The following is a 24,082-nucleotide window of genomic DNA, read 5'->3' as shown; positions in this document are numbered from 1 at the left end:
ACGGCCGGGTGCCGTCAACTGCCCGCGACCGTCGCGCCGCCCGACGCGCCACCGCCGCGCCGCTTCTCGACCCACACCCGCAGCCGGTCCATGTACAGGTAGACGACCGGCGTCGTATAGAGCGTCAGCACCTGCGACACGATCAGGCCGCCGGCGATCGCGATGCCGAGCGGCGCGCGCAGCTCGGCGCCGTCGCCGCTGCCGAACGCGAGCGGCAGCGCGCCGAGCAGCGCCGCCATCGTCGTCATCATGATCGGCCGGAAGCGCAGCCGGCACGCCTCGCGGATCGCGTCGAACGACGACATCCCGCCGTTGCGCGTCGCGTCGATCGCGAAGTCGACCATCATGATCGCGTTCTTCTTCACGATGCCGATCAGCAGGATCACGCCGATCAGCGCGATGATGCTGAACTCGGTCTTGAACAGCAGCAGCCCGAGCAGCGCGCCGACGCCGGCCGACGGCAGCGTCGACAGGATCGTGATGGGGTGGATGTAGCTCTCGTACAGGATGCCGAGCACGATATAGACGGCCATCAGCGCGGCGAGGATCAGGATCGGCTGGTCGTCGAGCGATTTCTGGAACGCCTGCGCGGTGCCCTGGAAGCTGCCGTGGATGGTCGGCGGCATGCCGATCTCGGCCATCGTCTGGTAGATCGCCTGGGTCGCGGTCGACAGCGACATGCCGGGCGGCAGGTTGAACGAGATCGTCGTCGCGACGAACAGCCCCTGGTGGTTGACCGACAGCGGCGTGGTGCTCGGCCCGAACGACGCGATCGACGACAGCGGCACCATCGTCGACTTCGACGTCGACACCGCCGCGCCCGACGACGCGCTCGACTTGCCGCTCGCCGCGATCGAGTTGAGCGCCTGGTTGCGCGCGGAATCGGACGCGATCGCGGCAGCGCTCTGCACGCCCGTGCCGGCGCTCGACGTGCCGGCCTTCGTCGCGACGTAGGTGCCCGCTGCCGCGTTGGTCGTCTGCGCGCCGCTCGCGCTGCCGCCCGACGTGCTGATCCACACCTGGTTCAGCATCTCCGGGCTCTGCCAGTACTTCGGCGCGACTTCCATCACCACGTGATACTGGTTCAGCGGGTTGTAGATCGTCGAGACCTGGCGCTGGCCGAACGCGTCGTACAGCGTGTTGTCGATCTGCGCGGGCTTGATGCCGAGCCGCGCGGCGGTCGCGCGGTCGATCGTCACCATCGCCTCGAGGCCGCCCTGCTGCTGGTCGGAGTTCACGTCGGTCAGCTCGGGGCGCTTCTGCAGCGCCTCGGTCAGGAGCGGCCCCCACTTGTACAGCTCGGCGCTCGAATCGCCGAGCAGCGTGAACTGGTATTGCGCGCTGCTCTGGCGGCCGCCGACGCGGATGTCCTGCGCCGCCTGCAGGAAGGTGCGCGCGCCCGCGACGTCGGCGAGCCTCGGGCGCAGCTGCTGGATCACCTGGTCGGCCGACAGCCTGCGTTCGGTGCGATCCTTCAGCGTGACGAACATGAAGCCCGAGTTGGTCTGCGTGCCGCCCGTGAAGCCCGCGACGCTCTTCACGTTCGGGTTCGCCTGCACGATGCGCATCATCTCCGAGAACTTCAGCTTCATCGACTGGAACGACGTGCTCTGGTCGGCCTGGATGCCGCCGATCATCAGGCCCGTATCCTGCTGCGGGAAAAAGCCCTTCGGCACGACGACGTACAGGTAGACGTTCAGGCCGACCGTCGCGAACAGGATCAGCAGGATCATCAGCGGATGGCGCAGCGACCACGACAGCGAGCGCTCGTAGCCGTGCGCCATGCGCGCGAAGCCGTGCTCGAGCCAGCGCGCGACGCGGCCCTCGGCGCGCTTGTCGTGCGGCTCGGGCAACAGGCGCGCGCACATCATCGGCGTGACGGTGAGCGACACCGCGAGCGACACCGCGATCGCGAGCGACAGCGTGAGCGCGAATTCGCGGAACAGGCGCCCGACGATGCCGCCCATCAGCAGGATCGGCAGGAACACCGCGACCAGCGAGATGCTCATCGACAGCACCGTGAAGCCGACCTCGCGCGCGCCGTCGAACGCGGCCTGCAGCCGCGGCGTGCCGTTCTCGATGTGGCGCGAGATGTTCTCGAGCACGACGATCGCATCGTCGACGACGAAGCCGGTCGCGACGATCAGCGCCATCAGCGACAGGTTGTCGATCGAGAAGCCGAGCAGGTACATCGCGCCGAACGTGCCGACGATCGAGATCGGCACCGCGACGCTCGGGATCAGCGTCGCGCGCCAGTTGCGCAGGAACAGGAACACGACCATCACGACGAGGCCGACCGCGATCAGCAGCGTGTGCTCGGTGTCGCGCAGCGACGCGCGGATCGTCGTGGAGCGGTCGAGCACCGGCGTCACCTCGATGTCGGCCGGCAGCGCGGCGGTGAGCTTCGGCAGCGCGGCGCGCACGCGGTCGATCGTCTCGATGATGTTCGCGCCGGGCGAGCGGTAGAGGATCACCAGCACCGCGCGCTTGCCGTTCGCGAGGCCGAGGTTGCGCAGGTCCTCCACCGAATCGACGACGTCCGACAGGTCGGACAGCCGCACGGCGGCGCCGTTGCGGTACGCGACGACGAGGTCGCGGTATTGCGACGCGTGCGACGCCTGGTCGTTCGTATAGAGCTGGAAGCGCTGCGGGCCGAACTCGATCGCGCCTTTCGGGCTGTTCGCGTTGGCGGACGCGAGCGCGGCGCGCACGTCTTCCAGCCCGATCCCGTAATGGAACAGCGCGTGCGGTTCGAGCTCGACGCGCACCGCGGGGTTCGCGGAGCCGCTCACCGACACCTGGCCGATCCCCTCGACCTGCGACAGCGACTGCTGCAGCACGGTCGACGCGGCGTCGTACAGCTTCGCGGGCGACGAGGTTTCCGACGTCAGCGACACGATCATGATCGGCGAGTCGGCCGGGTTCACCTTGCGGTACGTCGGGTTGCTCTTGAGCGCGGCGGGCAGGTCGGCGCGCGCGGCGTTGATCGCCGCCTGCACGTCGCGCGCGGCGCCGTCGATGTCGCGGTTCAGGCCGAACTGCAGGATGATCCGCGCGTTGCCGACGGTGCTGGTCGACGTCATTTCCGACACGTCGGCGATCGAGCCGAGGTGGCGTTCGAGCGGGCTCGTCACGCTGGTCGCGACCGTCTCCGGGCTCGCGCCGGGCAGCGACGCCTGCACCGAGATCGTCGGGAAATCGACCTGCGGCAGCGGCGACACGGGCAGCTTGATGAACGCGAACAGGCCCGCGAGCGCGACGCCGAGCGCGAGCAGCGTGGTCGCGACGGGGCGGGTGATGAAGGGGCGCGACAGGTTCATCGCTTACGCATCCGTGCGCGTGCCGGCGGCCGGGCCGCGGCGTTCGAACCAGCCGCGCACGCGGCGCGCGAGCGAATCGAAGCCGAGGTAGATCACGGGCGTCGTGAACAGCGTCAGCACCTGCGACACGATCAGGCCGCCGGCGATCGCGATGCCGAGCGGCTGCCGCAGCTCGGAACCCGCGCCGGCGCCGACGATCAGCGGCACCGCGCCGAGCAGCGCGGCGAGCGTCGTCATCAGGATCGGCCGGAAGCGCAGCAGGCACGCCTGGTAGATCGCCTCGCGCGGCGGCTTGCCTTCCGCGCGTTCGGCCTCGAGCGCGAAGTCGATCATCATGATCGCGTTCTTCTTCACGATGCCGATCAGCAGCACGATGCCGATGATGCCGATGATGTCGAGGTCGTGCCCGGTGATCATCAGCGCGAGCAGCGCGCCGACGCCCGCCGACGGCAGCGTCGACAGGATCGTGATCGGGTGGATGTAGCTCTCGTACAGCACGCCGAGCACGATGTACATCGTGATGACCGCCGCGAGGATCAGGAACAGCTGGTTCGACAGCGACGCCTGGAACGCGAGCGCCGCGCCCTGGAAGCGGGTCTGGAACGACGCGGGCAGGCCGATGTCCTGCTCGGCCGCGGCGATCGCCTTGACCGCCTCGCCGAGCGACGCGCCGGGCGCGAGGTTGAACGAGATCGTCGTCGACGGAAACTGCGACACGTGCGCGACGAGCAGCGGCGACGGCCGCTCGTGGAACGTCGCGATCGACGCGAGCGGCACCTGGCCGCCGCCGGCGGACGGCAGGTAGATGTTGTTCAGCGAGTCGGTGTAGTGCTGCATCTGCGGCTCGGACTCGAGGATCACGCGGTACTGGTTCGACTGCGTGAAGATCGTCGACACGATGCGCTGGCCGTATGCGTCGTACAGCGCGTTGTCGACGGTCGCGGGCGTGATGCCGAAGCGTGCGGCGCTCGCGCGGTCGATCTCGACGTACACCGACTGGCCGCCGTTCTGCAGGTCGGTCGCGACGTCGGCGAGCGACGGCTCCTGCTTCAGGCGCGACACGAGCTTCGGCACCCAGGTCGCGAACTCGTCGTTGTTCGGGCTCGTCAGCATGAACTGGTATTGCGTCGGGCTGACCGTCGAGTCGATCGTCAGGTCCTGCACCGACTGCAGGTAGAGCGAGATGCCGGGCACGTGCGACACGCGCTGCTGCAGGCCGCGGATGATCTCGGCCGCGGTTTCCTTGCGCTGGTCGCGCGCCTTCAGGTTGATCAGCATCCGGCCGCTGTTCAGCGTGATGTTGGTGCCGTCGACGCCGATGAACGACGTCAGGCTCTCGACGTTCGGATCCTTCAGGATCTCGGCGGCGAGCTGCTGCTGGCGCTCGGCCATCGCGCCGTACGAGATCGACTGCGGCGCCTGCGTGATCGCCTGGATCACGCCGGTGTCCTGCGACGGGAAGAAGCCCTTCGGGATCAGCACGTATAGCAGGCCCGTCAGCACGAGCGTCAGCACCGCGACGACGAGCGTCGAGCGCTCGCGGTTCAGCACCCATTCGAGCGCGACCGCGTAGCGCGCGATCACCCGGTCGATCGCCTGGTGCACGCGCGCCTCGAAGCGGTGGCTCTCGGGCGGCGGTGAGTGGCGCAGCAGCTTCGCGCACATCATCGGCACGAGCGTGAGCGACACGATCGCCGAGATCACGATCGTCACCGCGAGCGTGATCGCGAATTCATGGAACAGCCGCCCGACCACGTCGCCCATGAACAGCAGCGGGATCAGCACCGCGATCAGCGACACCGTCAGCGAGATGATCGTGAAGCCGATCTGCTTCGAGCCCTTCAGCGCGGCCTCGAGCGCCGAGTCGCCTTCCTCGACGTAGCGTGCGATGTTCTCGATCATCACGATCGCGTCGTCGACCACGAAGCCGGTCGCGATCGTCAGCGCCATCAGCGACAGGTTGTTCAGCGAGAAGCCGGACAGGTACATCACCGCGAGCGTGCCGATCAGCGACAGCGGCACGGACAGGCTCGGGATGATCGTCGCGTAGACGTTCGCGAGGAACAGGTACATCACCAGCACGACCAGCGCGACCGCGACGCCGAGCTCGAACTGCACGTCGCGCACGGCCGCGCGGATCATCGTCGTGCGGTCGGTCACGATGCGCACGTCGAGCGCGCCGGGCAGCGATTCCTGCAGCTTCGGCAGCTGCGCCTTGATCGCGTCGACCGTCTGGATCACGTTCGCGCCCGGCTGGCGCTGCACGTTCAGGATGATCGCGGGCTCCGAATCGACCCACGCGCCGAGCTTGGTGTTCTCCGAGCCGGCGACGATCTTCGCGACGTCGGTCAGCATCACCGGCCGGCCGCCCTTGTATGCGACGACGGCGTCCTGGTACTGGTCGGCGCTCGTCAGCTGGTCGTTCGCGTTGATCGTGTACGCGCGCGTCGGGCCGTCGAAGTTGCCCTTCGGCGTGTTGACGTTCAGGTTCGAGATCGTCGTGCGCAGGTCGTCGAGGTTCAGCCCGTACTGTGCGAGCGCGGTCGGGTTCGCCTGGATCCGCACGGCCGGCCGGTTGCCGCCCGACAGGCTGACGAGGCCCACGCCCGCGACCTGCGAGATCTTCATCGCGAGCCGCGTATCGGCGAGATCCTGCACCTGCGTGAGCGGCAGCGTCTTCGACGTGACGGCGAGCGTCAGCACCGGCGCGTCGGCCGGGTTGACCTTCGCGTAGATCGGCGGCGCGGGCAGGTCGGACGGCAGCAGGTTGCCGGCCGCGTTGATCGCGGCCTGCACTTCCTGCTCGGCGATGTCGAGCGGCAGGTCGAGGCTGAACTGCAGCGTGATCACCGACGCGCCGGCCGAGCTCTGCGACGACATCTGGTTCAGCGACGGCATCTGCCCGAACTGCCGCTCGAGCGGCGCGGTGACCGACGACGTCATCACCTCGGGGCTCGCGCCCGGATAGAAGGTCTGGACCTGGATGGTCGGGTAGTCGACCTGCGGCAGCGCCGCGAGCGGCAGGAAGCGCAGCGCGACGAGGCCGGCCAGCAGGATGGCCGCCATCAGCAGCGCGGTGCCGACCGGCCGGAGAATGAAGATGCGGGACGGATTCATCGAGCGGCCTGCGCGTTATTGAGCCTGCGATGCGCCGCCGTGATGCCGGCCGCGGTGCTCGCCCTTCGCGCCGGAGGCTCCCGAGGCGCCGCTCGCGCCGTTCGCGCCCGATGCGCTTTTCGGCTTGTCGGCCGGGATCGTGATCTTCGCGCCTTCGCGCAGGCGGTCCGAACCGTCGGTGACGACCCGCTCGCCCACCGCGAGGCCGTCGGTGATGCTGGTACGTTCGCCGTCGACCGGGCCGACCTTCACCTTGCGCACCGTCACCGTGCTGTCCGGTTTCACGACGTACACGAACTGGCCGATCGAGCCGGTCAGCACCGCCGCGGTCGGCACGATCGTCGCGTCGCGCACGACGTCGACGAGCAGCCGCGTGTTGACGAACTGATTCGGGAACAGCAGCCCGCCCTGGTTCGCGAAGGTCGCGCGCAGCTTGACCGTGCCGGTGGCCGTGTCGATCTGGTTGTCGAGCGTCTCGAGCGCGCCCGTCTCGAGCGGCACCGTGTTGTTGCGGTTGTACGCGGTGACCGACAGCTTCTTGCCGGCGTTCACCTGCTTGAGGATCTGCGGCAGGTTGTCCTCGGAGGTCGTGAACAGCACGCTGATCGGCTGGATCTGCGTGATCACGACGAGGCCGTTCGTGTCGCCCGGCGTGACGTAGTTGCCGGGGTCGACCTGGCGCAGGCCGACGCGGCCCGACACCGGCGCCGTGATGCGCGCGTACACGAGGTTCAGCTTCGCCGAGTCGATCGCGGCCTGGTCGGTCTTCACCGTGCCTTCGTATTGCTTGACGAGCGACGCCTGCGTGTCGACCTGCTGCGACGCGATCGAATCCTGCGCGAGCAGCGTCTGGTAGCGCTTCAGGTCGAGGCGGGCGGTCGCGAGGAGCGCCTGGTCGCGCGCATGCGTGCCTTCGGCGTTCGCGAGCGCGTTCTGGTACGGGCGCGGGTCGATCTGCGCGAGCACGTCGCCTTTGCGGACGAGCTGGCCTTCCTGGAACGCGACCGACTGCAGGTAGCCGGACAGCTGCGTCTTGACGGTCACGTTCGCGAGCGGCGTCACGGTGCCGAGCGCGGACAGCACGACCGGCATTTCGCCGCGCGTCGCGGTCGCCACCTGGACCGGCTGCGGGATGCTCGCCATCGCGGCCGGGCCGCCGCGGCCGTGCCGGCCGCCGCCCGCGCCGGCATCCGCGCCGGGCTTGCCGGCGGGCGCGCCGCTCCACGGATGCCACCACAGCAGGCCGCCGGCCACGGCGAGCGCGATCGCGCCGAGCATCAGCTTGCGGCGCGGGCGGCGTGCGGCGGGGGAGGCGGGCGCGGGTTCGTGTGCGGGGGGCGTGGGCTTTTGTTGGTTGTCCATCGGTTCGGTCTGGAAGACGGCGCGGCGTGCCGCGAAGTGGGCGGCGAAGCGGGCTGCGCGTGGGCATGCGGCGTCAGGCGGGCCGGCCCGGCCGCGGCCTGCGCGGGAAAAGAGCTGTGCGCACCGCGAGGGCGGCGCGACGATGGGCATGATGCTACGTGCCGTCCCCGTTACAGTCCAGCGGTCTATCTTTCAACGGGTTACGGTCGTTACAGAACGCGCCGGACCGCGCGCGGGTGCACGCGGGTGCAATTACGCGCGGCTGCGCCGGGCCGGTGCGCCGCCGATCTCGCGCGTGATCTTCGCGATGCATTCGTGCAGCGCGGGCACCGCGTGCTCCGCGAGCCATTCGGGCGGGCACTGATGCGCCGCGCCGCCGCAATTCACCGAATAGCATTGCCCGGACGGCCCGACGAAACCCGCGGCGACCGCGTTCAGGCCCTCGCGCCATTCGCCGATCGCGATCGTGTGGCCGTCGCGCGCCGCTTCGTCGAGCGCCGGGTTGAGCCGCGCGAACACATGCGGCCAGTCGTCGCCGGCGGCGGCCCGCAATGCGTCGATCAGCGCGCGGCGTTCGTCGGAGTCGAGCGCGGCGAGATACGCGCGGCCGACCGCGGTGCGCGCGATGTCCATCCGCGAGCCGATCTCGAGCCGCGTGACGAGCACCGCCGAGCGTGGCCGGATCACGTCGATCGCGACCATGTCGAGGCGGTCTCGCACCGCGAGGTGCACGGACAGCGACGTGCGTTCGGCCAGCTCGATCATGAACGGCCGCGAACGCGCGCGGATGTCGAAATTGCGCAGGAAGCCATGGCTCAGCTCGAGCACCGACGCGGTCAGCACGAAGCGCTCGCTGTCCGGCAGCTGGAACAGGAAGCCGGCGCTGACGAGCGTCGCGGTGATGCGCGACACGGTCGGCTTCGGAATACCGGTCAGTTCGGTCAGCTCGCGGTTGCTGACCGGCGCGTCGGCGGCGGCGATGCGCCGCAGCACGGCCAGGCCGCGCGCAAGCGCGGTAATCTCGTCGGGGGACGAATCGCGTTCGCGGGGAGCAGGCGGGTTCACGGGTGTCGACACGGGGCGTTCTCTCTATTTCCGAAACTTGATTTCAATTTTGTTTGATTTGTAGGATGATTGTCAAAGAATGCATGTTATCCGGATGAACCGTTCATCGTATGGGATTTTACGGGTTCACCCTTGGTTTATTAGGAAAACGCTGAAGCTTGCAACACTGTAAACCGTATCGGCAGCTGCAAATACCGCTTGACTTGTCGGTCGGAAACGGAAAGAATGTCTCACGTTTTCGAAACATCGTTTCGGAGTTTAACCGGCAACGTTGTTTCGCGCAGTCTCTCAGGTTCTAGCACGGCCCTCGGAATGGCTAGAACTTTTTTAGCGCCACGGTCTCCGTGGCGCTTTTTTTTGTCCGTTCGCCGCGCAGCGCCGCGCCATCTGCGCGCCCGGCTCGCATTATCCCCCCGTCCCCGAATCGTCCCGCGCGAATGCGCGCTGCCGGCGCGCGCGCAAAAAAAAGCGCGATGCCGCAGGGGCATCGCGCGAAAGACGGCGTAGAGCCGACGAATGAAACGTGATGAAGAAGCGGGGGCTGCGCCGGGCGTCAGGCCTTCGCGAGCTTGATGCTCGTCGGCTCGGCCGTCAGGTAGCCGACGCTCGCGCCGAAGCGGTCCTTGTAGTTCGCGCGCACGAGCGGGTCGAGCGTCGGCTTGACCTTGTCGTGCAGCGGCGACTCCCAGTCGCCTGCGTGCTGGAAGTTGCTCATGATGTAGGTCCAGCCGTTGATCTCGTCGACCGCGTGCAGGCCCGTCGATTCGGCGCCGGCCGGGCAGGACAGCACGCGCGCGAGCGCCTTCGTGTCGACGTTGTACGCCCACAGGAAGTTGGTCACGTGCATGCCCGAGTCCTCGCCGATGAACAGCGTGCGCAGCTTTTCCGAGAACTTCAGGTTGTCGGGGTTCGCGATCTTGTCCGGGTTCGCGAGGTTGCCGAGCGCGTCCGCGGCGGCGAGATCCTCGCCGACCAGCGCGGCCGGCGCGGCCATGTCGACCGGCACCCACTCGCTGTCGATCGCGGTGCCCGTCGTGTCGCGCTGGCCGCCCTTCAGGTTCAGCGCGTAGACGGCGCCCGCGGCGATCTTCTTGTCGACCGCGACGTCGCGCGACGCCGCGTTGCCCTTGACCATCGACGTCTCGATCCGCGACATCGCCGTGTAGACGATCTTGTCCTTCGCGTTCACCGTCGTGCCTTCGAGCTTCGTGAAGCCCATGCTGCCGCCGAGCAGCGCCGCGTAGCGGTGCGTCTCGAGGAACGCGGCGGCTTTTTCCATGCCGGGCTTCACGCGGATCCAGTTGAACTTGCCGCCGAAGTGGACCTTGGTGAAGCTCGCGTCGGCCGGATCGGTCGTCGCGACGTCCATGATGTCCGATGCCTTCAGCGTGTTCGCGAGCGCCTCGATCTCGGCGCTCGTCGCGTGGCCGATCCTGATCCACGTGAGCGTCGCGGCGCCCGCGCCGGCCGACGACGTCTGCGTCCACTTCGCGACGTACAGCGTGCCGGCCGACAGGTCGGCCGCCTTGTCGGCGACGAACATGAACAGGCCGCCGTTGGTCGCGTCGTCGCCCATCATCACGGTGCGCTGGTCGGGCAGCACCTGGATCAGCTCGTGCGAGATGCGGCCGAGGCAGTAGTGCTTCTTCACCGTGCCGGTGCCGTCCGGGTTCACGGTGATTTCGGGCAGGTGGCCGTAGTGGTACGGGTTCGCCTTCGTCTCGTCGCCGAAGGTGTTCTTGCTGAATGCCTTGAACTGCGCGTCGGTCGCGGCCTTCGTCGCGTCCGGTTCGTATTCCTCGCTCGACAGGTGCGTGCCCCACGGCGACAGGCTCGCGCCGCAGGTGATCCACAGGCCGTGCGCCTTCGACGTGTCGACGTTGTGGTACTTGACGAGCTTCAGCGCGCCGGTGGCCGGATCCTGGTCGAGCGTGAGCACCGCGATCGGCGACGGCAGCTGGCCGTACTGCGACACGCTCGCCTGGTCGCGCGTCGTGTATTCGAACTGCACGACCGCGAACACCGTGTTGCCCTTCACGCCGGCCACGCTGGCGTTCTTCAGCGTCAGCAGCGAGCTGCCGTCCGGGCAGTCCGAATAGAACTGGCGCTCCTTGCCCGCGACCGAGCGGTCGATGATCGGCTGGTTGTTGATGTCGTAGTAGCCGCCCGCGAGGATCGTGCCGCCCTTGCCGTCCGGCACCAGGTCGCCCGTCACGAAGAACGGCTTGTACGCGAGCGTGTAGTTGGTCGACGTGCCGTCGGCGAAGGATACCGACAGCGTCGAGCCGACCGTCGTCGTGGCCATGGCCGCCGCGTTGGCGAGCGTGGGCGCCGCCATCGGCGAGAACGTCGCCGCGGCGAACGCGGCGGCGGCCGGCGTCGACGCGGGATTGTCGTCGCCGCCGCAGCCCGTCAGCATGGCGGGCAGCGCGAGCCCGGAGAGCGGCAGCATGGGTGCGCCGGCGAGGATCTTCAGGGCGTGACGACGGGAAGCATTGGGCAACGCGGGCATGTGGTGTCCAGTTTCGGTTGTTGGAAGAATGTCGCCTTCACGTTGCTTGCGATCGCAAGCCGTACGAAGGCGAATTGAAAACTGGACAGCAGTTTAGGGACGCTCGATGAAAGTTTTTTGAATTGAAGTTGTAGGGGTGTCGAGCGCCTGCTCGAATTTCAATCGCGCTCGGGCGTTGCCGAGATGCGATGGATCGACAGGTCGGCGCCGTCGAATTCCGCCTCGCGGTCGAGGCGCAGGCCGACCGTCGCCTTCAGCGCGCCGTACACGAGCGTGCCGCCGGCCAGCGCGATCGCGATGCCGCCGAGCGTGCCGACGAGCTGCGACATGAACGACACGCCGCCGAGGCCGCCGAGCGCGGGCAGCCCGAACACACCGGCCGCGATGCCGCCGAGCGCGCCGCACATCCCGTGCAGCGGCCACACGCCGAGCACGTCGTCGATGCGCCACTTGTTCTGCACGCAGGTGAACATCGCGACGAACAGCGCGCCGGCCGCCGCGCCGGTCGCGAGCGCGCCGATCGGGTGCATCACGTCGGAGCCCGCGCACACCGCGACGAGCCCCGCGAGCGGGCCGTTGTACGTGAAGCCCGGGTCGTTGCGGCCCGCGAACCACGCGGCGAGCGTGCCGCCGACCATCGCCATCAGCGAGTTCAGCGCGACGAGGCCGCTCACCTTGTCGAGCGTCTGCGCGCTCATCACGTTGAAGCCGAACCAGCCGACCGCGAGCACCCACGCGCCGAGCGCGAGGAACGGGATGTTCGACGGCGGGTGCGCGGCGATCCGGCCGTCGTTGCCGTAGCGGCCGTGGCGCGCGCCGAGCAGCAGCATCGCGGGCAGCGCGATCCAGCCGCCGAATGCATGCACGACGACCGAGCCCGCGAAATCGTGGAACGGCGCGCCGAACGCGTGCGCGAGCCAGGCCTGCACGCCGTAGCGCTCGTTCCACGCGATCCCTTCGAAGAACGGGTAGAGGAAGCCAACGATGATCAGCGTCGCGACGAGCTGCGGATTGAACTTCGCGCGCTCGGCGATGCCGCCGGAGATGATCGCCGGAATCGCCGCGGCGAACGTCAGCAGGAAGAAGAAGCGCACCAGCGCATAGCCGTTGTGCTGCGACAGCGTGCCGATGTCGTCGAAGAACTCGACGCCGTACGCGATCGTGTAGCCGATGAAGAAGTACGCGATCGTCGACACCGAGAAATCGACCAGGATCTTCACGAGCGCATTGACCTGGTTCTTCCGGCGCACCGTGCCCAGCTCGAGAAATGCGAAGCCCGCGTGCATCGCGAGCACCATGACGGCGCCGATCAACAGGAACAGCGTATCGACGCCGGATTTCAGACCATCCATTCCAAGGCTTCCTTGCGCAAAAAACGGGCAAGGAACGCAAAAATCGAGCCAAGCTGGTGAATGCCTGCGTGGAATTGGTGCGGCGCGCCGCGCGGCGCGGCATGCCGACGGTGCGCGGGTGCACCGTGGCGTCACGGCGGCGACCGGGAGAGGGTACGGGCCGCACGCACATGGTGCGGCGTGGGTCGGACTGGTGCGCGCGGGATGCCGGATGGTGCGGCGCATGCATCGCCGTGCACCGCCGTGGCGCGTCAGGCGTGCGTAAACAACGCGCGGGGGCGGCGCAGCCGCAGCGCGCACACCGCCCAGTACGTGGCGACCGACGCCAGCCCGAGCGCGGCGAACGCGATCGCCGCGCATCCCGCCGGCGACGCGTTGTCGCCATCGCTGATCAGGATGCCGCGCACGACGACCAGCGCGGCCGTCCAGAAGCCGAGGATCGCCTGCGACATCAGGCGGGCGGATTCGATGCGGCGCTGGCGGCCGATATCGGCCGGATGGCGCGTGTGCGGCGCGCGCAGGCACAGGAACAGGCTGACGGCCAGCAGGGCCGCCAGGGCGATAAGCCAGTTGATGAGGAAATTCATGGACGTCGGGATGCGGGCGAGGCGGGTTGAAGCTGCATCACTGTAGAGGGATCGCGCGCGCGATTGAATCAGACGAGTCCGAAATTGAAAGCTATCTTTAACCTGCGGTTGGCGAACGCGGCGGGCATCGGCGGTATCATCGTCGTCGGTTCAACTAGGAAGGCCGTGCGACGCGCGGCCAGGACATGCTGATGAAGATGAAGACATGGCGATTGGGAGGCGGGCCCGCGCTGGCGGCCGCCGCCGCGTGCGCGGCGCTGCTGCTCGCGGGATGCGACAAGCAGGACGCGCCGCCCCCGCAATCCGACACCGCCGCGAGCGCGGCCGCCGACGTCGCGAAGCACGCGACGCAGGCGATCGACCAGATGGCCAGCACGGTCAACCAGCAGCTCGGCGTCGCGAAGGCGGGCATCGCGTCCGCGGCGTCGGCCGTGCCGCCGCTCTCCGCGAGCGGCCTTGCGTCCGCCGCGCAGGCGCAGTTCGACGCGGCGGCGTCCGCGGTCGTCGCCCATGCCGCGTCCGAGGCTGGCGCACGGATCGCCGAGGCGGGCCGCAAGCTCCAGCAATGGAGCCAGCAGGGCGCATCCGCGGCTGCGCCGGCAAGCGGCCATTGATTGATCGGCCACTTGCGCGATCCGTTAAATGTACTTATCATGGTTACATATGTTGCCGGCCGCAGTCGGGGCCGGCGACGCCGAGTGAGTCAGGAATGAATACCAGCAGCCGCTTCGCGTTTGCCGTGCACGTGCTTGCCTTGCTGTCGATGCAGGAAGGCGAGCCGCTGTCGTCCGACATGATCGCCGGCAGCGTGAACACGAACCCGGCGCTGATCCGCCGGCTGCTGTCGATGCTGGCGGCCGCCGGGCTGACGACGTCGCAGCTCGGCGCCGGCGGCGGCGCGCTGCTGGCGCGCGAGCCGGGCGGCATCACGCTGCTCGACGTCTACCGGGCAGTCGACGACGCGCAGCTGTTCGCGCTGCACCGCGAGGCGCCGAATCCCGCGTGTCTCGTCGGGCGGCACATCCAGGGTGCGTTGACCGACTACATCGGCGATGCGCAGCGCGCGATGGAAGCGTCGCTGGCGACCCGCACGCTGGCCGATGTGACGGCCGACGTGCTGAATTCCGAGCAGCTTCGGCTGCATCCGGCCGGCGCGGGCTGACGGGCGGGCAGCAGGGCAGTGAGCCGGGCGGCGCGACAGCGGCGGCCGGCGCAACGGGGTCGATCAATGGATCGTCCCATTTTTTTCGCACTTATATGTAATTGGATAAGTTACATATTTTTTGGAGAATCGACATGACGCAACGTACCTTGAACATCGCACTCTTCGGCGCCACCGGCACGATCGGCTCGCGCATCGCCGCCGAGGCCGCGCGACGCGGCCACCGCGTGACGGCGCTGTCGCGCACGCCGGGCGCGAGCGCCAACGGCATCACCGCGAAGGCCGCCGACCTGCTCGATCCGGCCAGCATCGCGGCCGCGCTGCCGGGCCACGACGTCGTCGCGAGCGCGTACGGCCCGAAGCAGGACGATACGGCGAAGGTGGTCGCGGCCGCGCGCGCGCTCGTCGACGGCGTGCGCCAGGCGGGCCTGAAGCGGCTCGTCGTGGTGGGCGGCGCGGGTTCGCTCGAAGTCGCGCCGGGCAAGCAGCTCGTCGACGTCGACGGCTTTCCGGACGCGTACAAGCCGGTCGCGCTCGCGCATCGCGATGCGCTCGCGTTCCTGCGCACCGTCAACGATCTCGACTGGACGTTCTTCGCGCCGGCCGCGCTGATCGCGCCGGGCGAGCGCACGGGCGTGTTCCGCACCGGCGTCGGGGCGCTGATCGTCGATGCGAACGGCGACAGCAAGATCTCGACGGAAGACTACGCGGTGGCGTTCGTCGATGCGCTCGAGCAGGGCAGCTTCGTGCGCGAGATCGCGACCGTCGCGTACTGAGCCGCACGGCAGGCCGCATGACGCGGCTGCCGGCCCGTTTCGGCGGGGCCGCCGCCGCTTGCGGCTACACTAGGCGATCCGTGTTACCCCAGACAGGATCGCAATTTGCTTTCGTTCTCCTTGCAATTTCTGGGCTGGGCCTTGATGGCCTGCTGTCTTGTGTTGCTGTTCCGCCGCGTCGCGACGGGCCGGCCGCTCCGGCCCCGTATCTCGTCCGGCATGGCCGTATTCGGCGTTGCGCTTGCGTGCGCACAGCCGGCATCGGCTGCGGCCGTGCCCAGACTCGCCGCTTTCCAGACGCTGATGACCCCGGCGGTGGCCGATGCGCCCGCGTCGGCGGCGTCGGGCGCGGCTGCGTCGGGTGCCGCGGCGGCATCGGCGCCGTCGCCGGCGAGCGCCGCCGAGATCGCGCAGTCGTTCAATGCGGTAATCCGCATGCTCGACAACGACCGGCAGCGCAGCGCGCTCGTGTCGCAGCTCAAAGCACTGCGCGACGTCGCGCAGACCGCGCAGGCAGCGTCCGGCGCATCGGCCGCGTCGGCCGCGAACGCGGGCCTGTGGGGCGCGATCGCGTCCGGCATGGCGTCCGTCGAATCGAGCATGAAGCAGGGCGACTCGCCCGTGCGCTACTGGGCGGGCCGTTTCAACGCGGCCGGCAACGAGCTGTACACGATCATGAGCGGGCACGGGCCCGACTCGTTCGGCCGCGTGCTGCTCGACTTCGCGCTGCTGCTCGTCGGCTGGGGCGCGTGCGCGGTCGTGCTGATCGCGATCCAGCAGCGGCTTGCCGCGCGCCTCGGCGTGGCGATGAGGCTCAATCCGAACCCGGGCGCGCACGAGATGTTGATGTTCGCGCTGCGCCGCGTCGGCCCGTGGATCATCGCGTTCGTGCTCGTGCTGACGATCGCGCGCAACCTGCCGGAATCGCTCGGCCGCACCGTCGCGCTGGTGATCGCGTACGCGATCGTCGCCGGTTCGGTGTTCGCGGCGCTGTGCCTGATCATGTTCGCGCTGTTCAGCGCCGGCCACCGCCGCGCGGCGGGGCGCGTGCTGATCGAGCGCTCGTGGCGCCTGCTGCGCGTGATCGGCGCGTTCGGCGCGCTCGGCGATGCGCTGCTCAACTACGATGTCGGGCACCTGCTCGGCACCAATCTCGCGGGCCTGATCGCGACGGTCGCGAACATGGCGGCGGCCACGTTGTGCGCGTATTTCGCGCTCGCCTACCGGCGCCCGGTCGCGCACCTGATCCGCAACCGCAGCTACGCGCAGCGCACGGGCCATCGCGCGACCACCGAGATGGCCGAATTCGCCGCATGGCTGTGGCCGGTGCCGGTGCTGCTGCTCGCGTTCGCCGCGGTGTTCGGCACGCTCGCGGGCAGCCGCACGTCGTCGAACCTGCTGCAGACGTCGATCGTCACCGCGCTGCTGCTGGTGCTCGCGTTCTTCCTGTCGGCGGTCGTGCTGCGCATCACGCGGCCGAACCCGGCGCACCGCCGCGTGCGGCGCAACCAGTCCGCGTACGTCGCGCGCCTCGTGCGCTTCGCCGGTTCGCTCGCGACGCTGTTCGTCTGGCTCGGCTACATCGAGCTGACGTCGCGGCTGTGGGGCATCTCGATCGCGCGCATCGTCGAGCACAGCGTGGCCGCGCGCGGCATCGCGCAGGCGATGTCCGCGATCGTCGTCACGTGGTTCGTGTCGTGGCTCGTGTGGATCATCGTCGACACCGCGATTCTCGAGGCGCTCAACTCGGCCGCCGCGCGGCGCGGCCGCAATCCGAGCGTGCGTGCGCGCACGATGCTGCCTCTCGTGCGCAACGTGGTGTTCGTGTCGATCATCACGATCGCCGCGATCGTCACCGCGGCGAACCTCGGCATCAACGTCACGCCGCTGCTCGCCGGCGCCGGCGTGATCGGCCTCGCGGTCGGCTTCGGCGCGCAGTCGCTCGTGTCCGACCTGATCACGGGGCTGTTCATCATCGTCGAGGACACGATCTCGGTCGGCGACTGGATCGACGTCGACGGCGGCCACGCGGGCACCGTCGAGCACCTGTCGATCCGCACCGTGCGGCTGCGCGACGGGCAGGGCGCGCTGCACGCGATCCCGTTCTCGCAGATCAAGATCGTCAAGAACCTGTCGCGCGACTTCGGCTGCGCGGTGTTCGAGGTGCGTGCGCCGCTGTCCGCCGACGTCGACGCGATCACGCGCCTGATCCACGACGCGGGGTCGGACCTGTGGAGCGACTTCACGGTGCGGCGCCAGATGCTCGGCGGCGTCGAGGTGTGGGGGCTCGACCGGTTCGAGCCGAACTGGCTGATCGTCAAGGGGCAGATCCGCACGCAGCCGCTGCAACAGGCGACGGTGATGCGCGCGTTCAATGCGCGCGTGAAGGCAAGGATGGAAGCGGCGGGCATCGAGATTCCGGTGCCGCAGATGCAGGTGGTGTCGCCGCCCAGGCACGGCGCCGCGCAAGGGCCGGTGACCGCGGCCGGCGAGAGCGGGGCGGCCAACGAGGCGACGGTGGCGCCGGTCGCGACGGCTGATGGGGCGCAAGCGGCGCCGGTCTCGGCCTCGGCCGTGCGTGACGGCGGCGCGACCTGAGCCGACGCCGGCCGGCCTGACGCGCATGTCGGTATTTATACCGGTCGACGCGGACAAGCAGTTTTCATATTGTTCCCCGGGATGCTATGTGCATAGAATAAATTTCTATCGACAAAGGGCTGGGGAAATGGATGCCATCGATCGCAAGCTGCTGGAGCTGTTGCAAGCGGATGCCACGCTGCCGATTGCGGAGCTCGCGCAACGCGTGAACCTGTCGCAGACGCCGTGCTGGAAGCGCGTGCAGCGGCTCAAGGAAACGGGCGCGATTCGCGCGCAGGTCGCGCTGTGCGATCCGCGCAAGCTGGGCGTCGGCACGACGGTGTTCGTCGCCGTGCGCACCAACCAGCACACCGAGGAGTGGGCGCTGCGCTTCACGGAGGCCGTGCGCGACATGCCCGAAGTCGTCGAGGTCTACCGGATGAGCGGCGAGACCGATTACCTGCTGCGCGTCGTGGTCGCGGGCATCGACGACTACGATCGCGTCTACAAGCAGCTGATCCGCGCGGTGCCGCTGTTCGACGTCAGCTCGTCGTTCGCGATGGAGCAGATCAAGTATTCGACCGCGCTGCCCGTGCGCGACGTCGCCGAGCCGGCGTAGGCGCCGGTTCGACGCGCGCCGCCGTCGCGGTCAGCGGCCGCGCGCGAGTGCGCGGGCGCGTTCGTCGGCGAGCGCGTCGCGGCGCACGAAGTCGGCGACGAATGCGCTGGCCGGCGCGTGGTGCAGCGCGTACGGCGTATCCCATTGCGCGAGCCGCCCGTGCTGCATCACGCCGATGCGGTCGGCGATCGCGAACGCTTCCGCCTGGTTGTGCGTGACGAGGATCGCCGTGTGGCCGGTGCGCTTCAGGATGTCGCGCAGCTCGAACGCGAGCCGCTCGCGCGTATCGACGTCGAGGTTCGAGAACGGCTCGTCGAGCAGCAGCAGTTCCGGCGACGGCGCGAGCGCGCGGGCGAGCGCGACGCGCTGCTGCTGGCCGCCGGACAGCTCGTGCGGATACGCGCCGGCGGCGTCCGCGAGGCCGACCAGCGCGAGCATCTCGGCGACGCGCGCGCGCCGTTCGGCCGCCGGCCGCCGCCGCAGGCCGAATGCGACGTTGTCTGCGGCGCTCAGGTGCGGGAACAGCGCGTAATCCTGGAACATCATGCCGATGCGCCGCCGCTCGGGCGGCACGTCGACCGACGGCGACGCGACGCTCGCGCCGTCCAGCACGATGCGGCCCGCGCGCACCGGCTCGAAGCCGGCGATCGCGCGCAGCACGGTCGTCTTGCCGCAGCCGGACGCGCCGAGCAGGCAGCCGATGTCGCCGCGGGGCAGCGCGAGGCTGAGCCCGTCGACCACCGTGCGGCGGCCCTGAGGGGTGTCGTAGGCGAGGGTGAGGGCGTCGAGTTCGAGCAGGTTCACGGTGTCAGGTTCCGATCTTGTGGCGGGTGCGGGCGAGCAGGATCACGGGCACGAGCCCGGCGAGCACGATCGCGAGCGCGGCGACCGCGCCTTCCTCGTAGGTGCCGCGCGCGGCCTCCGCGTACAGCCAGGTCGCGAGCGTGTCGAAGTTCAGCGGGCGCAGCAGCAGCGTCGCCGGCAATTCCTTCATCGCGTCGACGAACACCAGCAGCGCGCTCGTCGTCAGCGCGGGCCGCAGCAGCGGCAGGTGCACGCGCCGCAGCGTGCCGCCGGCGGTTTCGCCGAGCGAGCGGGCCGCCTGCTCGAGCGACGGCGGGATGCGCGCGAGGCCGGCCTCGATGCTGCCGGCCGAGATCGCGAGGAAGCGCACCGTGTACGCGACCACGAGCGCGGCCGCGGAGCCCATCAGGATCAGCCCGTCGCGGCCGAGCGCCGCGCCGATCACGCGGTCGGCGGCCGCGAGCGGGATCAGCAGGCCGATCGCGAGCACGGTGCCCGGCACCGCGTAGCCGAGGCTCGCGATCCGCGCGCAAACGCGCGCGGGGCCCGCGCCGGCGCTGTCGCGCTGCGCGCGCGCGGCCCAGGCGATGACCAGCCCGCATGCGAGCGTCGCCGCGGTGGCGGCGCCCGCGACCGTCAGCGTGTTGACGAGCCCCGTCAGCAACTGCGCGGACACGCCGCCGACGAGATGCAGCCGCTTGCCGGTTTCGACCGCGAGATACGCGGCCGGCGCGCCGAAGCCGAGCAGCACCGGCAGCCAGCCGAGCGCCGCAGCGCTCCACGCGGCCGGCCCGCGCAGCCGGCGCGGCGCGATCGGGCGCATGCGCCGGCCGTGCGCATAGCGCTGGCGGCGGCGCCCGTAGCGCTCGAGCACGATCATGCCGACGACGATCGCGAGCATCGCCAGCGCGATCTGCGCGGCGCCGGCGAGGTCGGAGCGGGTGATCCAGGTGGTGTAGACCGACACGGTCAGCGTCTGCACGCCGAGAAATTCCGATGCGCCGATGTCGTTCAGCGTCTCGAGCAGCGCGAGGCTGACGCCGACCGCGATCGCCGGCCGCGCGAGCGGCACGACGACCCGCCAGAACGTTGCGATGCGCCCCGCGCCGAGCGTGCGCGCGGCTTCGAGCAGGCTCGCGGACTGCGTGACGAACATCGCGCGGGTGCTCAGGTAAACATACGGGTACAGCACGAAGCCGAGCACGAAGATCGCGCCGGGCAGCGAGCGCAGGTCGGGCAGGCGGAACTGCCGCGGGCTGTCGAAGCCGAGCAGCCAGCGGATCGCGCCCTGCACGGGGCCGATCGGATGCAGCAGGTCGAGATACGCGAACGCGACGATGTAGGTCGGCACCGCGAGCGGCAGCAGCAGCGCCCAGGTCAGCGCGCGGCGCCCCGGGAAGTCGTACGCGGTGACGAGCCACGCGCTGCCGGTGCCGACGATCGTGACGATCGCGCCGACGCCTGCGAGCAGCAGCAGCGTGTTCGCGAGCGCCTGCGGCAGCACGAATTCGGCGAGATGCCGCCAGTGCGCGAGGTCGGCACCGAAGGCAGCGCCGACGAGCACGGCAAGCGGCGCCGCGACCACCGCGGCGATCGCGAGCGCCGCGGCGAGCCACACGCCGCCCTTCAGGCGCGGCGCCCGCCGCGGGCGGCGGGCGGGCGCGAACGATGCATCAGTTGTCAAAGCCGACCTTGTCGACGAGCTGGCTCGCCTGCTTGCGGTATTTCGCGATCTCCACGAGCGGCAGCGGGTCGACCTTCAGCGGGCCGAAGCTCGCGACGACCGGGTCCAGCTTCACGTTCGCGCGCACCGGATACTCGTAGTTCGCCTGCGCGTACAGCGTCTGCGCGTCCGGCGACACGAGGTATTCGAGCAGCTTGACCGCGTTGGCCTTGTGCGGCGCGTGCTTCGCGACCGCCGCGCCGCTGATGTTCACGTGCGTGCCGCCGCTTTTCGCGTTCGCGAAGGTCGGCCGCACGACCTTGATCGCGTCGCCCCACTTGCGCGCGTCGGTGCCCGGTTCCGCGTTCTTCATATGGCCGACGTAGTACGCGTTCGCGAGCCCGACGTCGCAGATCCCGCCGAGGATGTCGCGCGCGACGTCGCGGTCGCCGCCCGTCGCCTTGCGCGCGAGGTTCGCCTTCACGCCGCGCAGCCATTTCTCGGTCGCGGCTTCGCCGTCGTGCGCGATCATCGACGCGACCAGCGCGGTGTTGTACGGATGCTGGCCGGAGCGGATGCACACCTTGCCCTTCCACTTCGGATCGGCGAGGTCTTCGTAGCGGAACGCGTCGACCTTCAGGTCTTTCTCGACGTACAGCACGCGGTCGCGCAGCGACAGCGCGTACCAGTCGCCCTGCGCGCCGCGCAGGTTGGCGGGAATCGCGTCGTCGAGCGCCTTCGAGCGGACCGGCTGGGTGACGCCGCCGTCGACCAGGTCGAGCAGGTTGCCGATGTCGACCGTCATCAGCACGTCGGCCGGCGACTGGCCGCCTTCCGCCTTCACGCGCTCGAGCAGGCCGTCCTTCACGAACACGGTGTTGACCTTGATGCCGTTCTGCTTCGTGAACGCGTCGATCAGCGGCTGGATCAGCTTCGGCTCGCGGGTGGTGTACAGGCTGACTTCCTCGGCCGCGTGGGCGAGCGGCGCGAAGGCGGCCGCGGCGACGGCGAGGGCGCCGACGAGCGGCAGCAGGCGGGTGCGCGGATGCGACATGGGAGCTCCGGTGAGGCAGGTGGACGAAGAAGGTGTGCCGGGCCGCGCCTGCCGCTCGAATGACCCGGAACTTTACAGAATGAAAGACTCCGGATTCTAGATCGGAATGGGAATGATTATCAAATGAAAGCTTGCGTCAGGCCCGGGAAAGGCCGCGCGGCGGGGGCGGGGAAATGTGGCGGGGCGCGGCGGCAACCTGCGCGCAAGCGCGTAGAATGCCCGCTTCGATGAATTTGACGGAGCGGGCCCGAGCATGAACGATCAGCGCAAGAAGAATCCTGTACGCAACGTGAGCATCCTGATCGTCGTGGCCGTCGCGCTCGTGATCGGCACGATCCTCTACAACGCGGTCTCGCAGAAGCGCGCGTACGACGAGGCGCATCCGGCGGTGGCTTCGAGCGCGTCGGCGGCGCACTGATGGGGCGCGGCGGCGGGCGAGCTGCCCGTCGCACGGCCGGGAAAGGGATCGGGAACCGGCAGGAAGGGCGAGGCCGGCAAACACGCGGGCGCCGGAGCCGGCGCGCCGCGTGCATGCGTCAACGTGACGCAGGCGCGAATTTCGGGCGGATCCGGAGGAAGAACACCGCCGCGAGCAGCACCATCCAGGCGGCGCCGACGTACAGCGCGATGCGGGTGTCCTCGAACCAGCCGAGCATCGCGATCACGAAGCCCATGAACGCGATCGTCAGCGCCGGCGCGACCGGCCACAGCGGCACCCTGAACTTCAGCGCGGCGACTTCCGCGGCCGACAGGCGGCGCCGCATCGCGACCTGCGACAGCAGGATCATCAGCCACACCCACACCGTCGCGAACGTCGCGATCGCCGCGACCATCAGGAACACGTCCTTCGGCATCAGGTAGTTGAGCAGCACGCCGAACAGCAGCGCGCCGGCCATCACGAGCACGGTGACCCACGGCACCCCGTGCCGCGACGTCGCGGTCAGCACGCGCGGCGCCTGGCCCTGCTGCGCCATCCCGAACATCATGCGGCCCGCGCCGAAGATGTCGCTGTTGATCGCCGAGATCGCCGCGCTGATCACGACGACGTTCAGGATCGTCGCGGCCGATTTCACGCCGAGCGCCGAGAAGATCTGCACGAACGGGCTGCCGTTGCTGCCCACGCCCGTCCACGGGCTGATCGACATCAGCACGACCATCGTCAGCACGTAGAACAGCAGGATGCGCGCCGGCACCGCGTTGATCGCGCGCGGGATCACGCGCTCCGGGTCCTTCGCCTCGCCGGCGCTCATCCCGATCACCTCGATGCCGCCATACGCGAAGATCACGACCGACAGCGACGCGACCAGCCCGCCGATGCCGTTCGGCAGGAAGCCGCCGTGGTTCCACAGGTTCGCGAACGACGGCGCATCGGCCGCGTGGCCGAGATGCATGCCGGTCAGCAGCAGCGCGACGCCGCCGCCGATCATCGCGACGATCGCGCCGACCTTGATGATCGACAGCCAGAACTCGAGCTCGCCGAACACCTTCACGTGACACAGGTTGAGCCCGCAGATGATCGTCACGACCGCGAGCACCCAGATCCACTGCGGCACGCCCGGAAACCAGAAGCCCATGTAGATGCCGAACGCGGTGATGTCCGCGATCGCGACGATCACCATCTCGAGCGTGTAGGTCCAGCCGGTGACGAAGCCTGCGAACGGGCCGAGGTTCTCGGTCGCGTAATGGCCGAACGAGCCGGCGACCGGCTCGCGCACGGCCATTTCGCCGAGCGCGCGCATCACCATGTAGACGGCCGCGCCGCCGAGGATGTACGCCAGGATCACCGCCGGGCCCGCGAGCTGGATCGCGGACGCCGAGCCGTAGAACAGGCCGGTGCCGATCGCCGAGCCCAGTGCGAGAAAGCGGATGTGCCGCGCGCTCAGGTGGCGCTGCAAGTTCTTCATCGAGTCTCCGAGATGTTTTGTGCGACGTACCGGGCGAGCGGGGCGGCCCGGTACGGAAAGTTGTATATACAACTTAAATGTGAACGAATGATAACAAGCCGGGCCCGGTGGCTGGAATCGGGTATTCCCTGACTGGCGCGCCGGACGGAATGGCGCGAGGCGTGCGCGCGGGTCGCGCGAGGCGGGCAGGTCATGCGTGGGGCTTCGA

The 24,082-nt window shown here is 69.2% G+C and carries 17 protein-coding genes; 6 read left to right on the top strand and 11 right to left on the bottom strand.

All coding sequences use genetic code 11. From position 1 onward, the window contains the following. Window positions 1-14: 14 nt before the first annotated feature. From ABFO07_RS13610 to ABFO07_RS13580, 7 genes are all read right to left on the bottom strand, one after another. Window positions 15-3,320, bottom strand: a complete 3,306-nt coding sequence (locus ABFO07_RS13610) for an efflux RND transporter permease subunit (protein ID WP_347467617.1) — start codon at window positions 3,318-3,320, stop codon at window positions 15-17. Between the two features lie 3 nt (window positions 3,321-3,323). Then, on the bottom strand, window positions 3,324-6,437 hold the full coding sequence (locus tag ABFO07_RS13605; protein ID WP_059802852.1) for an MdtB/MuxB family multidrug efflux RND transporter permease subunit: 3,114 nt from the start codon (window positions 6,435-6,437) through the stop codon (window positions 3,324-3,326). 15 nt (window positions 6,438-6,452) lie between these two features. After that, complete coding sequence (locus tag ABFO07_RS13600) at window positions 6,453-7,799, bottom strand: MdtA/MuxA family multidrug efflux RND transporter periplasmic adaptor subunit (protein WP_347467615.1); 1,347 nt, start codon at window positions 7,797-7,799, stop codon at window positions 6,453-6,455. A 252-nt stretch (window positions 7,800-8,051) separates the two neighbouring features. After that, window positions 8,052-8,876: an IclR family transcriptional regulator gene (locus tag ABFO07_RS13595; RefSeq protein ID WP_059959924.1), complete on the bottom strand. Its 825-nt coding sequence runs from the start codon at window positions 8,874-8,876 to the stop codon at window positions 8,052-8,054. Window positions 8,877-9,417: 541 nt separating this feature from the next. After that, window positions 9,418-11,376, bottom strand: coding sequence for a PhoX family protein (locus ABFO07_RS13590; protein ID WP_347467614.1), 1,959 nt, complete (start codon window positions 11,374-11,376; stop codon window positions 9,418-9,420). A 158-nt stretch (window positions 11,377-11,534) separates the two neighbouring features. Continuing rightward, window positions 11,535-12,728, bottom strand: coding sequence for an ammonium transporter (locus ABFO07_RS13585; protein WP_059959928.1), 1,194 nt, complete (start codon window positions 12,726-12,728; stop codon window positions 11,535-11,537). A gap of 251 nt (window positions 12,729-12,979) precedes the next feature. Further along, window positions 12,980-13,315 (bottom strand): hypothetical protein, encoded by a 336-nt coding sequence (locus ABFO07_RS13580; RefSeq protein WP_347467612.1) that lies wholly within the window; start codon window positions 13,313-13,315, stop codon window positions 12,980-12,982. Between the two features lie 191 nt (window positions 13,316-13,506). Between ABFO07_RS13580 and ABFO07_RS13575 the strand changes: the two genes are divergently transcribed. The 5 genes from ABFO07_RS13575 to ABFO07_RS13550 all read left to right on the top strand — a co-directional run bounded on the left by ABFO07_RS13575 (window position 13,507) and on the right by ABFO07_RS13550 (window position 18,449). After that, window positions 13,507-13,929 (top strand): hypothetical protein, encoded by a 423-nt coding sequence (locus tag ABFO07_RS13575; protein WP_059564843.1) that lies wholly within the window; start codon window positions 13,507-13,509, stop codon window positions 13,927-13,929. Window positions 13,930-14,024: 95 nt separating this feature from the next. Beyond that, window positions 14,025-14,477, top strand: a complete 453-nt coding sequence (locus ABFO07_RS13570; RefSeq protein ID WP_059564808.1) for an Rrf2 family transcriptional regulator — start codon at window positions 14,025-14,027, stop codon at window positions 14,475-14,477. Between the two features lie 134 nt (window positions 14,478-14,611). Further along, the gene (locus tag ABFO07_RS13565; RefSeq protein ID WP_059802843.1) at window positions 14,612-15,253 is read left to right on the top strand and encodes an NAD(P)-dependent oxidoreductase; all 642 of its coding nucleotides are present in this window, start codon (window positions 14,612-14,614) and stop codon (window positions 15,251-15,253) included. Window positions 15,254-15,382: 129 nt separating this feature from the next. Next, window positions 15,383-17,851 (top strand): mechanosensitive ion channel family protein, encoded by a 2,469-nt coding sequence (locus ABFO07_RS13555; RefSeq protein WP_430733059.1) that lies wholly within the window; start codon window positions 15,383-15,385, stop codon window positions 17,849-17,851. A 127-nt stretch (window positions 17,852-17,978) separates the two neighbouring features. Beyond that, on the top strand, window positions 17,979-18,449 hold the full coding sequence (locus tag ABFO07_RS13550; RefSeq protein WP_059564811.1) for an Lrp/AsnC family transcriptional regulator: 471 nt from the start codon (window positions 17,979-17,981) through the stop codon (window positions 18,447-18,449). Window positions 18,450-18,479: 30 nt separating this feature from the next. On the opposite strand, the gene ABFO07_RS13545 is transcribed toward ABFO07_RS13550, so the two are convergent. From ABFO07_RS13545 to ABFO07_RS13535, 3 genes are read right to left on the bottom strand one after another with little or no spacing between them, the layout of a single operon-like run. Beyond that, window positions 18,480-19,253, bottom strand: coding sequence for an ABC transporter ATP-binding protein (locus tag ABFO07_RS13545; RefSeq protein WP_059564812.1), 774 nt, complete (start codon window positions 19,251-19,253; stop codon window positions 18,480-18,482). 4 nt (window positions 19,254-19,257) lie between these two features. Then, the gene (locus tag ABFO07_RS13540) at window positions 19,258-20,937 is read right to left on the bottom strand and encodes an ABC transporter permease (RefSeq protein ID WP_059882791.1); all 1,680 of its coding nucleotides are present in this window, start codon (window positions 20,935-20,937) and stop codon (window positions 19,258-19,260) included. After that, window positions 20,927-21,970, bottom strand: a complete 1,044-nt coding sequence (locus tag ABFO07_RS13535) for a Fe(3+) ABC transporter substrate-binding protein (protein ID WP_059564814.1) — start codon at window positions 21,968-21,970, stop codon at window positions 20,927-20,929. Before ABFO07_RS13535 ends, ABFO07_RS13540 begins: the two co-directional genes overlap by 11 nt. 253 nt (window positions 21,971-22,223) lie before the next feature. Here ABFO07_RS13535 and ABFO07_RS13530 point away from each other — a divergent pair, with 253 nt between their 5' ends. Continuing rightward, entirely contained in the window at window positions 22,224-22,388 is a 165-nt protein-coding gene (locus ABFO07_RS13530) for a hypothetical protein (protein ID WP_017332866.1), read from the top strand. A 118-nt stretch (window positions 22,389-22,506) separates the two neighbouring features. On the opposite strand, the gene ABFO07_RS13525 is transcribed toward ABFO07_RS13530, so the two are convergent. Then, window positions 22,507-23,874, bottom strand: coding sequence for an amino acid permease (locus ABFO07_RS13525; protein WP_059564815.1), 1,368 nt, complete (start codon window positions 23,872-23,874; stop codon window positions 22,507-22,509). Window positions 23,875-24,082: the final 208 nt, after the last annotated feature.

It is taken from the genome of Burkholderia stagnalis (assembly GCF_039848545.1).
GTDB classification, from domain to species: domain Bacteria; phylum Pseudomonadota; class Gammaproteobacteria; order Burkholderiales; family Burkholderiaceae; genus Burkholderia; species Burkholderia stagnalis.
Note: the sequence above shows the minus strand (reverse complement) of the source record. Positions and strands in the feature narration are given on the sequence as shown.

Excerpts from the sequence above, each read along its gene's own strand:
- ABFO07_RS13610 (WP_347467617.1), bottom strand. The coding sequence starts at position 3,320 with ATGAACCTGTCGCGCCCCTTCATCACCCGCCCCGTCGCGACCACGCTG.
- ABFO07_RS13605 (WP_059802852.1), bottom strand. The coding sequence starts at position 6,437 with ATGAATCCGTCCCGCATCTTCATTCTCCGGCCGGTCGGCACCGCGCTG.
- ABFO07_RS13600 (WP_347467615.1), bottom strand. The coding sequence starts at position 7,799 with ATGGACAACCAACAAAAGCCCACGCCCCCCGCACACGAACCCGCGCCC.
- ABFO07_RS13590 (WP_347467614.1), bottom strand. The coding sequence starts at position 11,376 with ATGCCCGCGTTGCCCAATGCTTCCCGTCGTCACGCCCTGAAGATCCTC.
- ABFO07_RS13585 (WP_059959928.1), bottom strand. The coding sequence starts at position 12,728 with ATGGATGGTCTGAAATCCGGCGTCGATACGCTGTTCCTGTTGATCGGC.
- ABFO07_RS13580 (WP_347467612.1), bottom strand. The coding sequence starts at position 13,315 with ATGAATTTCCTCATCAACTGGCTTATCGCCCTGGCGGCCCTGCTGGCC.
- ABFO07_RS13575 (WP_059564843.1), top strand. The coding sequence starts at position 13,507 with ATGAAGATGAAGACATGGCGATTGGGAGGCGGGCCCGCGCTGGCGGCC.
- ABFO07_RS13570 (WP_059564808.1), top strand. The coding sequence starts at position 14,025 with ATGAATACCAGCAGCCGCTTCGCGTTTGCCGTGCACGTGCTTGCCTTG.
- ABFO07_RS13565 (WP_059802843.1), top strand. The coding sequence starts at position 14,612 with ATGACGCAACGTACCTTGAACATCGCACTCTTCGGCGCCACCGGCACG.
- ABFO07_RS13550 (WP_059564811.1), top strand. The coding sequence starts at position 17,979 with ATGGATGCCATCGATCGCAAGCTGCTGGAGCTGTTGCAAGCGGATGCC.
- ABFO07_RS13535 (WP_059564814.1), bottom strand. The coding sequence starts at position 21,970 with ATGTCGCATCCGCGCACCCGCCTGCTGCCGCTCGTCGGCGCCCTCGCC.
- ABFO07_RS13530 (WP_017332866.1), top strand. The coding sequence starts at position 22,224 with ATGAACGATCAGCGCAAGAAGAATCCTGTACGCAACGTGAGCATCCTG.
- ABFO07_RS13525 (WP_059564815.1), bottom strand. The coding sequence starts at position 23,874 with ATGAAGAACTTGCAGCGCCACCTGAGCGCGCGGCACATCCGCTTTCTC.